A 15,427-nucleotide genomic window follows, 5' to 3' on the forward strand; every position below is an offset into this window, starting at 1 on the left:
TTCCTACTGGTCCGATTTTAGTGTAGATTCTTATCCCAATTTTAAATACCTGTTGAGCGGCTATATTAATGTTAAGACTGTCAGACCTATGTAAAGGCTATGTAGATGGGGGAGAGTTTCACCCAGTTTTACAAGGGGCAGAATTAACATTACAACGCGGTGAGCAAGTCGCTCTGATGGGTGAGAGTGGTTCAGGCAAAAGTACCTTACTTAATTTGATTGCTGGTCTGGATACGGTGGATTCCGGAGAAATTCAGTTTGTCGGTTTTTCTATGCATGATGCTCCGGAGCATTTGAGAACACTCTATCGCAGAAATAACATCGGCAATATTTTCCAGCAATTTAACCTCCTTCCGACGCTAAATATTGCGGATAACATTCGTTTTTGCCGCCAACTAAAAGGCTTGCCGGAAGATCAAGGTTTGTGGCGTCAGATTCTCTCCGCACTTGATTTGATGCCGCTTCTTGGCCGTTACCCTGAAGAAGTCTCTGGTGGCCAGCAACAACGCGCTGCGATTGCACGAGCTCTTTACATGGAACCGCAAATTCTCTTGGCCGATGAGCCAACCGGAAGTTTGGATGAACGAAATGCCGAAGCGGTGATGCGTTTATTAACCACGCTTGCGCGCCAACTGAATTGTACATTGTTGTTGGTGACTCACAGTGAGAAGGTCGCTGACCATATGGAAGGTAAAATCCGACTGCAAGGGGGACAACTGCATGTTATGGCCCGTAGTTAAGGCACTACTCGGTCATTACCGTCGTTACCCACTGCAAATTATTCTCGTCTGGTTAGGTTTAACTTTAGGCGTATCTCTTCTGGTTGGTGTTACTTCGATTAACCAGCATGCCAAACAGAGCTATACAACGGGAGAGAGGCTTTTCTCTAATCCGTTGCCTTACCGAATTAGTACCAAGCACTCCGCTAATAAAGTTCCTCAGGGTTTTTATATCCAGCTGCGCCGCGCAGGCTTCAATCAATGTGCCCCGTTTGATGTGATCCATTTAGACGCCAAGTCAGACATGAATCTGATGTTGGTCGGTATTGATCCTGTCGCGATGATTCCTCTTCAGCAAGGAAAGTCATTAGGGGAAATGCCGATTCTGTCCATAATGAAGCCTCCTTATCCAATTCTGATCAGTCAAGACTTGGCTTCTTACATGGAATGGCAAGATGGTGACTTTATTGAGATGAACGATGGCAGCCGTCTGGGCCCGCTTCAAGTCGACCAGAATAGTCTGCTTTCCGGTACTAGGCTGATTACTGATATTTCTTTACTACGCATGTTGAAACGCAGCTCGGGCTTGTCTTCGATTTTGTGTGGTGAAATGTCAGAAGAAAAGCTATCGGCACTGAAAAAAATGCTACCCAATGGCATGACGCTGACTCATAACACGCGCAACGAATTAGAGTCTTTGACTAAAGCGTTTCATATGAACTTAACGGCAATGGGAATGCTGTCGTTTTTAGTCGGACTGTTTATCTTTTATCAAGCCATGTCTTTGTCTCTGATTCAGCGACAACGCTTAGTAGGGATATTACGCCAAGCGGGTGTAAGCGGAACTCAACTTGCGCAAGCTTTATTACTTGAACTGTCTATTCTTGTGACGGTCGCTTGGGCATGTGGCAACTTTTTGGGGGTAATACTCGCAAATGAGCTTATCCCAACGGTGTCGACAAGTTTAAGTGATTTGTATGACGCTAACGTCGGTTTGTCTATCGGTTGGTCATGGAAGTCAAGCATATACAGCTTAATCATGTCAGCGATGGGGGCGCTAATTTCGTGTTTATGGCCGTTAATACGTCTACTTAAATCACAACCAATTCGCTTATCGTCTCGTCTTTCTTTGATGCGTTTTGCTGGTCGAGAGTTCTCTTGGCAAGCGTTGGCTGCATGTGCTTTTTGTGTTGCTGCGGTCGCCGTGTATCAAGCACCAAAAACACAGGAGATTGGCTTCACTATTGTCGCGCTGATGATGTTAAGTGTTGCCCTCGTTATGCCATTTATCATGTGGCATCTATTTCAGAGTTTTTCGTACTCACTGCGCTGGGTGCGAGTCCGGTGGTTCTTCGCAGATGCTGCGGCTAGTATGAGTTACCGCGGAGTCGCGAGCATGGCATTCATGCTTGCACTTGCTGCAAACATTGGCGTTGAAACCATGGTCGGTAGTTTTAGAGACACCACCGACAAATGGCTTAACCAACGCTTGGCAGCGGACATTTATATTTACCCGAATAACAATAATGCGGCACGCATGAGTGGTTGGTTACAGCAGCAGCCTGAAGTGAAGTCTGTGTGGTGGCGTTGGGAAAAAGATCTACCTACGGATAAGGGCGTTCTGCAGGTTGTGAGCACAGGTGCTTCTGAAGGGGAACTCGATTCTCTAACGGTTAAGCTGGGTGTGCCTAGCTACTGGTATCAGTTACACCATGGCAAAAGTATCATGGTTAGTGAGTCGATGGCGTTAAAGCTCGACATTCGACCTGGTGATGTGATTGATCTTCATGCTCCGCTTGGTGACGGGTGGCAAGTTGCGGGTGTTTATTATGACTATGGTAACCCCTATAACCAAGTAATGATGTCTCACCGAAGTTGGCTGTATGCTTTTGCAGGAACGGGGAACGTGGGGCTTGGCGTCGTTCTTGAAGATAACGTCAATGGTGAAGGACTGAAAAACCGATTAGAAAATGTGTTCCGCTTATCTCAGGATCGCATTTTTGATGATAGTAATATTTATAACCAAGCAATGCGTGTTTTTGATCATACGTTTGCTATCGCGGGTACGCTGGGCAACATTACGCTTATCATCGCTGTTTTCGGCTTGTTCTTTGCGACTCTGGCAGGTGAACTCTCTCGGCAGAGACACTTCTCACTACTTCGTTGTATGGGCGTTTCCGGTAAAGAGCTTGTTTTACTCGGTGGCTTACAGCTGTTCGCGTTTGGGGCGATATCGGCGCTGATCGCAGTGCCTCTGGGCTTAGCACTGGCTCATGTGATTGTGGACATTATTATCAGACAATCTTTTGGCTGGTCACTGGAGTTACAGACGATCCCTTGGGAATATGCCAAGACGATCGCTTGGGCAATGCTGGCTATCATGGCGGCAGGTGCCTTGCCTGTTATTAGAATGATCAAAAGTACACCAATGAAGTCATTGAGGGATGCGTTGTAGTGGTAAAAAAGAACTCCAAAAAGCGCTTCTTAGCAGCAGTATTGTCTATTGCGGCAGTGGTTGTACTGCTAGGCTCTCTATACTTGCCGTTTTGGTCAGAAGACACGGTTACTCAGGAGAGTGATATTAACTCGATACTGACCAGAGAGAATAACACTATCTTTGAGCCAGTTTTGCCTGATGAACATGTTTCACTGCCAGCCGATTTTAAGTTCCATCCCAAATACCAGCACGAATGGTGGAATTACTTCGCTAAGCTACAAGATAAGAACGGCGAGGTTTATAACGTTCAGTGGAGTTACTTTAGAGTAGCGACAGATGAACGTGAAACCAGAGGCTGGCAAAATCCTCAGCTATATATCTCACACATCGTCATTAGCCATGGTTCTCAGGTGTGGAAAGAGCAACGTGTTGCGCGAGGTGGCATAGGTCAGGCTGGGATGCAGAATCATCCATTTAGCTTATGGATTGACAATTGGAACTGGCGCTCTCTTGGCACAACGCCTTTCCCTGGCAAACTTATTGTTGCGACGGATGAATTCAGCGTTGATCTTAACACACAGACGAACGGCCCGTTTGTCGTCAATGGCGACAGAGGCTTTCAGGTCAAGCATGCTTTGCAGTCGGTTGCCTCGTTTAGCTTTAGTGCCCCTTTTCTTAATGTGAAAGGCAGTTTGAATATTGATGGTCAACGGATCCCAGTATCTGGCACGGCCTGGACTCAAAAAGAGTGGGGCAGTGGTCTGATCGGAGAAGGGCAACAAGGTTGGGACTGGTTCACATTCAACTTAGATGATGGCAGAGCGCTGACGGTCAGCAGGTATCGTCATCACGGTCAAATGCCTCATATATTCGGCACCTTATCAACACGTTCAGGTAAAGTGATCAATCTGTCAGAGAAAGATATCACGATTCAACCGGTACAAGTAACTAGCTTGTCTAACGGAAAACGGCTGCCATTACAATGGGTTATCAATGTGCCAGAATACGACATTGACCTGACGACACGTGTCGTTAACACCAATATGTGGCTCCCTTTTGTTATCCCATATTGGGAAGGTCCTACGTTAGCATCGGGCTCTAACGAGGCTTGGGGATTTATGCAATTAACTGGCTACTAGTTGTTTGCTAACTACCATTCGGTTTTTATTTATATAGCCACCCTTGAGGTGGCTTTTTTGTTCCTGTAGCTTGATAGAGATAGGATAATTCTCAGTGTTTATCATAAGTATTTTAATCATGTTATGCTGAATTATGAGTAATACTGATTAATAAATAGCAAAGAAGCGATATGCAATTGGTCGTAACGACTACAAAGTTATTGTTGGAAAATACGATATGTTGCAAATCAAACATCGGAAATAACGAAGTTTATACTCTGAACAAGCGATTATTCTAAAGTTTCTTACAGCTATAAACTCAGATCATTCTTTGTCGATCGTTTATGAAGATAATAAATATAAGGGTTAATGTATGAACGATGCTATTCGTGACTTTTTCAAAATGGAATCCGCAGGAGGCATTCTTCTCGTGATTGCAGCGGCGATCGCGATGACCATTGCAAACACACCTCTGGGCGAAACTTATCAATCTTTTCTGCATACTTATGTTTTAGGTATGTCCGTATCTCACTGGATCAATGACGGCCTAATGGCGGTGTTTTTCCTATTAATTGGTCTTGAGGTTAAGCGAGAGTTACTTGAAGGTGCACTGAAATCAAAAGAAACAGCGATCTTCCCTGCGATTGCAGCGGTAGGTGGTATGTTGGCACCCGCTCTTATTTATGTCGCATTTAATGCGAGTGACGCTGAAGCGGTTTCTGGCTGGGCAATCCCAGCGGCAACAGATATCGCATTTGCATTGGGTATCATGGCGCTTCTGGGTAAACGTGTCCCGGTAAGCCTGAAAGTATTCCTGCTGGCTCTGGCTATCATTGATGACTTAGGTGTTGTGGTTATCATCGCGCTGTTCTACACGGGCGATCTATCGACAATGGCTTTGCTAGTTGGTTTTGCCATGACTGGTTTACTGTTCTTGTTGAACGCTAAGAAGGTGACCAAACTAACACCATATATGATTGTGGGCGCCATCCTTTGGTTTGCCGTTCTTAAATCGGGTGTTCACGCGACGCTTGCTGGTGTGGTAATCGGTTTTGCTATCCCGCTTCAAGGTAAGCCGGGCGAGCATTCACCGCTGAAACACATGGAGCATGCTCTTCACCCTTACGTGGCGTTTGGTATTCTTCCGCTGTTTGCGTTTGCAAACGCTGGTATTTCGTTAGAAGGCGTATCTTTATCTGGCTTAACTTCAATGTTGCCATTAGGTATCGCGCTTGGTTTGTTGGTTGGTAAGCCTCTGGGTATTTTCACCTTCAGCTGGGCGGCAGTGAAGCTAGGTGTGGCGAAGCTGCCAGAAGGTATTGGCTTCAAACATATTTTCGCGGTGTCTGTGCTTTGTGGTATTGGTTTTACGATGTCTATCTTTATCTCGTCACTTGCATTCGGCAATGTGAGTCCGGAGTTCGATACTTACGCACGACTAGGTATTTTGATGGGGTCAACAACTGCAGCGATAATCGGTTACGTGTTGCTTCACCTGTCTTTACCAAAAAAGGCACAAGCGTAAAAACTTAAACCAATGAAAAGCCTCCCAAAAGGGAGGCTTTTTTATGCCTGTCATCTTGTAGGTAGAGCTAAGAAAAATGTTCCAGACGAAAAAAAGCCCAGTCGAAAATTTGACTGGGCGGATACAAACATAGGAGTTAATAAGAAAAAAGCAGCAACGTAACAATCAGATGGAAAAGTTTGACGGCCAGTGAAACTTAAAATGCCCTAGTTGTTACATATATTCAGACCGAGCTTTCCTCAAACAGTTCCATTTTTTTGGAAAATATTTTCCTAAAACATGCCGTTTTTTGATGTGTCAATTTAAGTCATTGTATCTGCGGGTAATATCACCATAAGTTTATCGCCAGTAATCCAAGGAGCTGCTTGAGTTCAACCATGCGGATTTTAACCGCACTAAAATTACGATGTTTAAAATTTATCTTGGTTAAACGTTGAACATTTTTATTGAAAGAATAAGTTTTGAAAATGTGATGTTAATCGTTTGTTAATCTCTCTGTTCGCGGTATATTTTAAACAGTTGTTTAATACGAGTGATTAAAATGGCCCCAAGAACTTCAACAAAAGAAAAAATACTCAATGTCGCAGAAGGGTTGTTTGCAGAGTATGGGTTCAATGATACATCACTGAGAACCATTACTGGCAGAGCGAATGTAAACCTTGCATCAGTCAATTACCATTTTGGTGATAAAAAGACGCTGGTTAGGGCGGTTTTAGACCGATACCTAGAAGCACTGATGCCGAGTATCAAGACCTCTCTAGTCGAACTGAACACGCGCGATAATTACACGATGGAAGAAGTGTTTGAATCGCTGAGATTGCCTCTAGCTACACTTAATGAAGTAAGACCAAATGGTACAGCGTTGTTTATGCTATTGCTGGGCCGCGGTTATACGGATGTGCAGGGACATTTACGTTGGTTCATCACCACTCGTTACGACGAAGTATTGAAGTTATTTACTACCTCTATCATGAAAGCGAACCCAGAGCTAACGGAAGAGCTACTATTCTGGCGATTACATTTCACGCTCGGAACGTGCGTTTTCACGATGGCATCTAGTCAAGCGCTACTAGAGCTTTCAGAAAGTAAATTCGATCAAGAAGTCGATATTAAGTCTGTAGTCGATTTGTTAATTCCTTACTTGTCAGCAGGAATGTCAGCGAAGTAAATGACTCGAACAAGTAAGCTGTTAGTTAAACCAATAATAAATTATGCCGTAAGGTGACGTGAACAAAAGGATCTGAACAATGAGCTCTCTACGAAGAAAATGGATTAGTGACCCAGCATTTAAAATGTTTAAAAAAGTACTACCTCCGTTGTCCAGCACTGAAAAAGAAGCAATGGAAGCAGGTAGTGTTTGGTGGGATGCAGAGCTATTTTCCGGCAAACCAAACTTTAAAACGCTGCACCAATACCCAACTCCGAAGTTAACAGCAGAAGAGCAGTCCTTTATGGACAATGAGCTCGTAACGCTACTCGACATGCTTGACGATCAAAAGATCGTAAAAGAAGACCGAGACTTATCTCCAGAAGTGTGGGAATTCTTACGTAAAGAGCGTTTCTTCTCTCTGATTATCTCTAAAGAATATGGCGGTCGCGAGTTTTCTTCACATGCTAACTCTACGATTGTTTCGAGCATTGCGACTCGAAGCATCAGTGCGGCTGTATCGGTAATGGTTCCAAACTCATTGGGTCCAGGTGAGCTTCTTTCTCACTATGGTACACAAGAGCAAAAAGATTACTGGTTGCCTCGTCTTGCTGACGGTACTGATATTCCATGTTTCGCGCTTACAGGCCCGGAAGCAGGTTCTGATGCGGGCGGTATCCCAGATCAAGGCGTTGTTTGTTACGGTAAGCATAACGGTGAAGAAGTGCTGGGTATTCGCCTGAGCTGGAACAAGCGCTACATTACACTAGCACCTGTAGCGACGGTTTTAGGTCTCGCATTTAAACTTCAGGATCCTGACGGCCTACTTGGTGACAAGAAAGATGTGGGTATCACATGTGCACTGATTCCTGCCGATCACGAAGGTGTTGAAATCGGTGAGCGTCACGATCCACTTGGTTCTGCATTCATGAATGGTCCAACCCGTGGTGAAGATGTCTTTATTCCAATGGATTGGTTAATTGGTGGCGCGGATTACGCAGGTAAAGGCTGGCGTATGCTGGTTGAATGTTTGTCGGCTGGTCGCGGTATTTCACTGCCAGCGCTTGGTGCCGCTATCGGACATCTAACAACCAGAACAACGGGTGCTTATGCATACGTTCGTAAACAGTTTGGTATGTCTATCGGTAAATTTGAGGGTGTGGCAGAAGCAATGGGTCGCATTGGTGGTTTAACTTACCTTCTTGAAGCGACGCGCACACTGACAACTACTTCGCTAGACATGAAAGAAAAGCCGGGTATCGTCACTGCTATTGCTAAATATCATATGACCGAGATAGCACGTACGCTTCTTAATGACTCGTTCGATATTCACGCTGGTCGCGCAATCCAAGATGGCCCGATGAACTACCTTGCGAAGCATTACGTGGGTATTCCAGTTGCGATTACCGTAGAAGGTGCAAACATTCTGACACGTAACCTAATGATCTTTGGCCAAGGTGCGACTCGTTGTCATCCATACGTACTAAAAGAGATGGAAGCAGCAGCAAACCCAGATGCAGAGCAAGGTGCGAAAGAGTTTGATGATCTGCTGTTCAAACACATTAAGCATGCGACAGGCAACACATTTGGCGCATTGGGTGCCGCACTAACAGGTTCTCGCTTTATCAAAGCGGAAATGAGCGGTCCAACTAAGAAGTACTACAAAGACATCACGCGTCTAAGCCGAGATCTTGCTGTAAGTGCAGACTTCGCTATGTTGACACTAGGTGGCGATCTGAAGCGTAAAGAGATGATCTCTGCACGTTTAGGTGATGGCTTAAGCTTCTTGTACATGGCATCAGCAGCACTTAAGAAATACGAAGATGAAGGCCGTCAGCAAGGCGATCTAGACTTCGTTCACTACGCAGTTCAGCACTGTTTGTACAATGCGGCTAAGTCACTAAACGAAGCTTATACTAACTTCCCAGTGAAATATGTTGGTGGTGTACTTAAGGGGCTGCTATTCCCACTGGGCAACCACTTCAACAAGCCTAGCGATGAGCTGAGCATGCGTATTGCAGAGGCGATGATGACGCCTGGTGCACAGCGTGATCGCTTGACGCATCTATGCTACGTAGGTAAAGCAGAAGATGACAATATTGGTTTGATGGAGAAAGCTTTCCTTGCGATGTACGATATCAAACCTTTAGAGCGTAAGCTTATCAAGGGCGTTAAAGATGGTAAGGTTGCTCGTAAAGGTCTGCTGAATGATCGTTTACAACAAGCTCTCGACGCTGACGTTTTAACTCAGGAAGAAGTTGATAAGATTAAAGCGGCAGACAAATTACGCTACAAGGCGATTCAAGTCGACCATTTCAGCCATGACTTTTCGGAACTTCGTACCGATGCGCCAAAAAAGTCACATCTGAACTCAGCCGCTTAACAAGCGAATAAAGATATTGATAAAAAGCACCTCTCGGAGGTGCTTTTTTGTTTCGCTCGTTTAAAAATTAGCAGTCTAGTGCTCCAACCACTTGCATTTTCGAAGCATTTTTACAGAAATTAGATGCGAACTCGAAGCGAAACTTTTATCCTTACAAGGTTTTTTAAAGGAAGTTGAATATGATCATCAAACCTAGAATTCGTGGATTTATCTGTACTACTACGCACCCTGTTGGTTGTGAAGCTAATGTAAAAGAACAAATTGCTTACACTAAAGCGCAAGGCCCAATTAAAAACGCTCCAAAACGCGTTCTTGTTGTGGGTGCATCAAGTGGCTACGGTCTATCTTCTCGTATCGCTGCGGCATTTGGTGGCGGTGCATCAACTATCGGTGTGTTCTTTGAAAAAGAAGGCACAGAGAAGAAGCCAGGCACTGCAGGTTTCTACAACGCTGCCGCTTTCGAAAAATTGGCGCGTGAAGAAGGCCTATACGCGAAAAGCCTGAACGGCGATGCTTTCTCAAACGAAGCAAAAGAGAAAACAATCGAGCTGATCAAGCAAGACCTTGGTCAGATTGATATGGTGGTTTACTCACTGGCGTCTCCAGTACGTAAATTGCCAGAAACAGGTGAACTGATTCGTTCATCTCTAAAGCCTATCGGTGAAACTTACACTTCGACAGCGGTTGATACCAACAAAGACGTTATCATCGAAGCGAGCGTTGAGCCTGCAACAGAAGAAGAGATCAAAGACACAGTAACCGTAATGGGCGGTGAAGACTGGGAACTTTGGATCAACGCACTTTCTGAAGCTGGTGTACTTGCAGAAGGTTGTAAGACAGTCGCATACAGCTACATCGGTACTGAGCTAACTTGGCCAATCTACTGGGATGGCGCACTAGGTAAAGCGAAAATGGACCTGGATCGCGCAGCAACAGCACTTAACGAGAAGCTAGCACAAACTGGTGGCAGCGCGAACGTTGCGGTTCTTAAATCTGTTGTAACTCAGGCAAGTTCTGCAATTCCTGTAATGCCGTTGTACATTGCAATGGTGTTCAAGAAGATGCGTGAAGAAGGCGTACACGAAGGCTGTATGGAACAAATCTACCGTATGTTCAGCCAGCGTCTATACAAAGAAGATGGCTCTGCGGCAGAAGTGGACGACATGAACCGTCTTCGTCTGGACGACTGGGAACTTCGTGAAGACATCCAGCAACACTGTCGTGACCTATGGCCACAAATTACGACTGAAAACCTAAAAGAGCTGACTGACTACGTTGAGTACAAAGAAGAGTTCTTGAAGCTATTCGGTTTTGGTGTTGACGGTGTGGATTACGAAGCAGACGTGAACCCAGCAGTAGAAGCAGATTTCATTCAAATCTAAAGGCTATTGTTTAGGCCGAACCTGTTCCTGATATAGCAAAAGGTTTTGATATAGTAAAAAGGCGCTCATCGAGCGCCTTTTTTATGTTTGAACGTTGCTAAATCAACTCAATATGATGAGGATTGTACCCGCGAGCGTCATTAAAATGTTCGCTATTGCGTAAGTACCAGCGTAGCCCAATGCAGGAATAGTCGACTTCGCGTAGTCGTTTACCACGTCCATGGCTGGCGCACACGTACGGGCACCAATAATGGCACCAAAAAGTAATGCTCGGTTCATTTTAAGCACATAGGCCCCGACGAGATAAGCGAGTGCCACAGGAACCACACTAACAATAAAGGCGATACCAATGACTTTCGGGCCGACTTGTGTCAGGTGCTCAAACATTTTCCCACCAGCGCTGAGTCCAATGCCGACCATAAAGAACATCAAACCAAGGTCCTTAACCATGTTCAGTGCCCCTTGTGGTACGTAGCCAAAAGTAGGGTGGTTGGCACGTAAGAAGCCCAAGGTAATACCCGAAAGTAACAAGCCCACCGCGTTACCTAAACTGAACGACACCTGGCCAAATGTCATCGTGATCAGACCAAACATAATGCCTAAGATGAAGAAGCTGCAAAATGCCAATAAGTCTGCCATTTGGCTGTGGATTGAGATGAAACCGATTTTTTCTGCAAGGCCGTGTACTCGGCTCTTTTCGCCGCTGACCTGAAGCACGTCACCTTTGGCAAGCACGATGTCTAAATCCATTGGCATTTCAATCTGTGCGCGAACTACTCGGTTTAAGAAACAACCAAACTCCGACAAGTTAAGGTCAGACAAGCGTTTACCGGCAATCGCGTCACTTTTTACGACGATTTCTTCTTCCACAATACGCAAATCGAGCAAGTTACGGTCAAAAACCTCTTTGCCGTTACGGAAACTTGAATCCAATCTAGCGTGGCTATCCGGGAAGCCAACAAGTGCAATCTCATCGCCTTCTTGGAGGATAGCGTCACCATCAGGGTGGGCGAGAATGCCATTGCGGCGAATTCGCTCAATGTAACAACCTGTTTGTCGGTAAATACCCAGTTCACGCAGGTTTTTACCATCTGTCCAGTCGATCAATTCTGGCCCAACGCGATACGCCCGAATGATCGGAAGATAGACTTTTCTTTGCCCTGAGTTACCAAGTCCACGCTCTTGAGCAATTTGTTGCGCTGAATCAGACAGGTTTTGTTTCTGGAGTCTTGGTAGCAATTTGGCGAACATGATCATGCTTATTAAGCCGATCAGATAAGCCATTGCGTAGCCGACAGATAAGTTTTCTAATACCAGAGCAAAGTCCATATTGCGTGGTATCGTCGCCAACCCTGAGTTAAGCGCGTCTTGTGCACCCACAAGTACAGGGGTTGCCGTTAATGCACCCGCCATCATACCTGCTGAAAGGCCAAAATCGAGTCCAAAATAATGGCTTAATCCATAAGTTAAACATACCGCTGAAACCAGTACGGTCATACTCAGAATGAAGTAGTGCTTCCCGTCTCTAAAAAAGATACCAAAGAAGTTAGGACCTGCTTCAATACCAACGCAGTAGATAAACAGCATAAAGCCAATAGTTAACGCTTCTGCATTAAAAGAGAAGCCTAAGTGGCCCATGATAAGCGAAGTTATGAGAACCCCGATGGAGTTACCTAGTTGTAAGTTACCAAATCGGATTTTTCCGAAGGCAAGGCCGATGGCTAATACGACGAAGATTAGGAGGATTGGGTTTTGTTCGAGAAGATATACGACGTCTATGTTCACTGTGTGGCTCGGTAAAGTGTGTGCCAAGAAAGATTAGAGTGGCGAATTGTAACTAAATATAGCAAAAAGATAAGTGAATTTTTTTATGTTTTTCCATTAGTTGACTTAGGGGAATAACTATATGAAAAATAATAAAAAAGCCGCACTGAGATGCGGCTTTTAAAAAATTGTACTTTTTTATTACGCTACGTCGAATAGACCTAGGTGCTCTTTCGCGTAAGCTTCAAACTCATCACAACCACCAATGTGCTCTTGGTCGATGAAAATTTGAGGAACAGTTGCAACTGGTTTGCCTACTGTTTTCTCAAGGTCTGCTTTAGAGATGCCTTCAGCATGAATGTCAACGTAACGGTAGTTAAAGTCATCACGTTTTGCTTTTAGCGTTTCTGCATGCTCTTTTGCACGAACACAGTAAGGACATGCTGGGCGACCGAAGATAACAACGAACATAATTTTAATTTCTCCTAAATCTATTCTTTTTTGAAAGCAGACAAAAACGCGTTGGTTAAGTGGCTCTCTTTCACTTGGCTAACTATGCCCGATCCAATTACGGAAATAAAGTAGCAATTGCCTGTTGGTTTTATAGGTGAAACCTATCGAACAAAAAATCCTCTCATAATGACTATGTGAACCAACGCATAAAAGCATATGTTTTATAAGGTTATTGATGGCAAGGTGGAATTGGTCAACTTTTTTTACTGCAAATCGTAGCAATCTATTGGGAGTGATTGTTTGTGGGAGGAAATGTATGTTTCAGTTCATGACTGCAACAAGGATTATTTTTGGTGAAGGCGCACTGCAGTCTTCGTTATCCATCATCAACCAATTCGGCTACAGCGTATTGCTAGTCACAGGTCGGGACACGCAAAGAGCAATACCAATTCTCAATTATCTTAAAGCGCAGGGTATGCGTTATCAGCACGTTGCGATTACTGGTGAGCCAAATATCACCATGGTGGAAGAGACCGCGATTCTGGGCCGAAAGTTTAAGCCGGATATGGTTATCGCGATTGGCGGTGGCAGCGTCCTAGATATGGGGAAGGCGTTAGCCGCTATTATTCCAAATCATGGTGATGTTTATGACTATGTTGAAGTTGTGGGAAGAAATGTACCGTTAAAAGCAAAACCTCTCCATTTTATCGCCATTCCAACTACCGCAAGTACGGGGTCTGAAGTGACCCGAAATGCGGTATTAAAATCTGGACAGGATAAAGTCAAAGTCAGCCTGAGAAGTCCGGATATGCTCGCAGACGTTGCGATTGTCGATCCAACCTTAACTTACGATACCGATCCCTATACATCAGGGCGTGGTGCAATGGATGCGTTTACCCATTTGATGGAAGCCTATGTGTGTGGAGAACCCAATCCTTTAACAGATATGGTATGCGAAGAAGGCTTACGTCGGTTAAGTTGCTCAGTCATTGCTGGGTGTAAGCACAACGACCATAAAGCGCGATCAGATTTATCATTTGCAGCTCTGCTAGGCGGAATGGCTATCACGAATGCAAAACTTGGTGCGGCACATGGTCTGGCTGCCGCTCTGGGGGGTAAACTTGATGCTCCTCATAGTGTGATAACCGCGCGTTTAGCGCCTCATGTTATGCAGGAGAACATCGACGCTGCGAAAAAAGCGGGTAGGACAGATGTGATTAATCGCTATAGAAAGCTGGCTCAGCTTGTTACGGGTCGTACTAATGCGAATGAACATGATGGCGTGCTTTGGGTGAAAATGGTGCTGGATAAGTTAGAGTTACCTTCACTTGGACAGTTTGGTGTGTGTCAGACTTCGTTTGAGCAGGTCGCGAGTGATGCGCTTAAGTCTGTTGCTATAAAGGGGAACCCGTTACCTTTAAATCAAGAACGCCTTATCTACATTCTTAAACAAGTCTGTGATTGTCGGGGTAATATCGACGTTGAAAGCGTGCCAAGAGTTGGCTCAGTCGAAGTATTGGAAACATCAAGAACAGATCTGACAAGCGTGGACGAGTAGAGTGTTTATATGGATGTATGAAATAAAAAAGGGAGCTCACTAGCTCCCTTTATCACGATAATTAGTATTGGGTTAATTTATCGTAGCGACTGTCTTTCAGGGCGTCTTTCACTCGTTTGAGGTTTTCACGGAAACCCGTACCTCGGCGAAGAGTAAAGCCAGTTGCCAACACATCGATCACTGTCATCTGTACAACGCGGCTTGCCATTGGCATGTATACGTCTGTATCTTCAGGGATATCGAGTGTGATCGCCAAAGAGCTTGCTTTTTCTAACGGAGAGTCTTTTGCTGTAATCGCAATAACGGTCGCGCCATTTTCACGAGCAAGGTTGGCAATTTCTACCTGGCTTTTCGTACGACCAGTATGAGAAATCAGAACAATCACGTCGTTATCACTGCAATTGATACAGCTCATGCGCTGCATGACGATATCTTCAAAGCAAGTGATAGGAATATTGAAGCGAATAAACTTGTTTTGCGCGTCTCGGGCAACGGCAGATGATGCGCCTAAGCCAAAGAAAGAAATACGCTTCGCCTGAGTCAGCAAATCGACAGCACGATTAATTTGCATTGCGTCTAGGCTGTTTTTCGCTACGTCTAAGCAAGCCATCGTAGATTCGAAGATCTTGTGCGTATACGCATCAGGACCGTCATCTTCTTCTACGTTTCGGTTTACGTAAGGAGTACCGTTAGCCAAGCTCTGTGCCAGGTGAAGTTTAAAATCTGGAAAGCCTTTTGTATCCAGGCGACGACAGAAGCGGTTTACAGTGGGTTCACTTACGTCGGCCATTTTAGCTAACGTGGCAATGCTCGAGTGAATAGCAGTTTGTGGAGACGCCATAATTACTTCTGCAACTTTGCGCTCAGATTTACTGAAATTCTCCAGATTTTTTTGAATTTTTTCTAATGTATTCATAGTGTTCACGAGGGTATAGAGAACA

General features: G+C 44.8%; 11 protein-coding genes. 8 read left to right on the top strand and 3 right to left on the bottom strand.

Annotation, left to right across the window (positions count from 1 at the left end):
* The first annotated feature begins 68 nt into the window (after positions 1-68).
* The 7 genes from DBX26_RS05905 to fabV all read left to right on the top strand — a co-directional run bounded on the left by DBX26_RS05905 (position 69) and on the right by fabV (position 10,711).
* Positions 69-740 carry an ABC transporter ATP-binding protein gene (locus tag DBX26_RS05905; protein WP_014231559.1) on the top strand — a complete coding sequence of 224 codons (672 nt, stop codon included), beginning with the start codon at positions 69-71 and terminating at the stop codon, positions 738-740.
* Positions 721-3,174: an ABC transporter permease gene (locus tag DBX26_RS05910; RefSeq protein ID WP_020332998.1), complete on the top strand. Its 2,454-nt coding sequence runs from the start codon at positions 721-723 to the stop codon at positions 3,172-3,174. Before DBX26_RS05905 ends, DBX26_RS05910 begins: the two co-directional genes overlap by 20 nt.
* Complete coding sequence (locus tag DBX26_RS05915; protein WP_118118235.1) at positions 3,174-4,295, top strand: lipocalin-like domain-containing protein; 1,122 nt, start codon at positions 3,174-3,176, stop codon at positions 4,293-4,295. The genes DBX26_RS05910 and DBX26_RS05915 overlap by 1 nt, the downstream gene beginning before the upstream one ends.
* 352 nt (positions 4,296-4,647) lie before the next feature.
* Positions 4,648-5,799, top strand: coding sequence for a Na+/H+ antiporter NhaA (nhaA, locus tag DBX26_RS05920; RefSeq protein WP_014231562.1), 1,152 nt, complete (start codon positions 4,648-4,650; stop codon positions 5,797-5,799).
* Positions 5,800-6,340: 541 nt separating this feature from the next.
* On the top strand, positions 6,341-6,967 hold the full coding sequence (locus DBX26_RS05925) for a TetR/AcrR family transcriptional regulator (protein ID WP_014231563.1): 627 nt from the start codon (positions 6,341-6,343) through the stop codon (positions 6,965-6,967).
* Between the two features lie 79 nt (positions 6,968-7,046).
* The gene (locus tag DBX26_RS05930) at positions 7,047-9,329 is read left to right on the top strand and encodes an acyl-CoA dehydrogenase (protein ID WP_014231564.1); all 2,283 of its coding nucleotides are present in this window, start codon (positions 7,047-7,049) and stop codon (positions 9,327-9,329) included.
* 179 nt (positions 9,330-9,508) lie between these two features.
* Positions 9,509-10,711 carry an enoyl-ACP reductase FabV gene (gene fabV, locus DBX26_RS05935; RefSeq protein WP_014231565.1) on the top strand — a complete coding sequence of 401 codons (1,203 nt, stop codon included), beginning with the start codon at positions 9,509-9,511 and terminating at the stop codon, positions 10,709-10,711.
* A 102-nt stretch (positions 10,712-10,813) separates the two neighbouring features.
* Here fabV and DBX26_RS05940 read toward each other — a convergent pair whose 3' ends face one another.
* Positions 10,814-12,496 carry an aspartate:alanine antiporter gene (locus DBX26_RS05940; RefSeq protein ID WP_014231566.1) on the bottom strand — a complete coding sequence of 561 codons (1,683 nt, stop codon included), beginning with the start codon at positions 12,494-12,496 and terminating at the stop codon, positions 10,814-10,816.
* A gap of 180 nt (positions 12,497-12,676) precedes the next feature.
* Positions 12,677-12,946 (bottom strand): GrxA family glutaredoxin, encoded by a 270-nt coding sequence (locus DBX26_RS05945; RefSeq protein ID WP_014231567.1) that lies wholly within the window; start codon positions 12,944-12,946, stop codon positions 12,677-12,679.
* A gap of 298 nt (positions 12,947-13,244) precedes the next feature.
* On the opposite strand from DBX26_RS05945, the gene DBX26_RS05950 reads away from it, so the two are divergent.
* Positions 13,245-14,486: an iron-containing alcohol dehydrogenase gene (locus DBX26_RS05950; protein WP_162889673.1), complete on the top strand. Its 1,242-nt coding sequence runs from the start codon at positions 13,245-13,247 to the stop codon at positions 14,484-14,486.
* A 61-nt stretch (positions 14,487-14,547) separates the two neighbouring features.
* Here the strand turns inward: DBX26_RS05950 and DBX26_RS05955 are convergent, their stop codons facing one another.
* On the bottom strand, positions 14,548-15,402 hold the full coding sequence (locus DBX26_RS05955; protein ID WP_014231569.1) for a MurR/RpiR family transcriptional regulator: 855 nt from the start codon (positions 15,400-15,402) through the stop codon (positions 14,548-14,550).
* Positions 15,403-15,427 lie beyond the last annotated feature (25 nt).

Source organism: Vibrio sp. dhg, from assembly GCF_003443775.1.
GTDB classification, from domain to species: domain Bacteria; phylum Pseudomonadota; class Gammaproteobacteria; order Enterobacterales; family Vibrionaceae; genus Vibrio; species Vibrio natriegens.

What these genes read in the sequence shown, in the direction of transcription:
- DBX26_RS05905 (WP_014231559.1), top strand. Translation starts at nt 69, where the DNA reads ATGTTAAGACTGTCAGACCTATGTAAAGGCTATGTAGATGGGGGAGAG.
- DBX26_RS05910 (WP_020332998.1), top strand. Translation starts at nt 721, where the DNA reads ATGTTATGGCCCGTAGTTAAGGCACTACTCGGTCATTACCGTCGTTAC.
- nhaA (WP_014231562.1), top strand. Translation starts at nt 4,648, where the DNA reads ATGAACGATGCTATTCGTGACTTTTTCAAAATGGAATCCGCAGGAGGC.
- DBX26_RS05925 (WP_014231563.1), top strand. Translation starts at nt 6,341, where the DNA reads ATGGCCCCAAGAACTTCAACAAAAGAAAAAATACTCAATGTCGCAGAA.
- DBX26_RS05930 (WP_014231564.1), top strand. Translation starts at nt 7,047, where the DNA reads ATGAGCTCTCTACGAAGAAAATGGATTAGTGACCCAGCATTTAAAATG.
- fabV (WP_014231565.1), top strand. Translation starts at nt 9,509, where the DNA reads ATGATCATCAAACCTAGAATTCGTGGATTTATCTGTACTACTACGCAC.
- DBX26_RS05945 (WP_014231567.1), bottom strand. Translation starts at nt 12,946, where the DNA reads ATGTTCGTTGTTATCTTCGGTCGCCCAGCATGTCCTTACTGTGTTCGT.
- DBX26_RS05950 (WP_162889673.1), top strand. Translation starts at nt 13,245, where the DNA reads ATGTTTCAGTTCATGACTGCAACAAGGATTATTTTTGGTGAAGGCGCA.
- DBX26_RS05955 (WP_014231569.1), bottom strand. Translation starts at nt 15,402, where the DNA reads ATGAATACATTAGAAAAAATTCAAAAAAATCTGGAGAATTTCAGTAAA.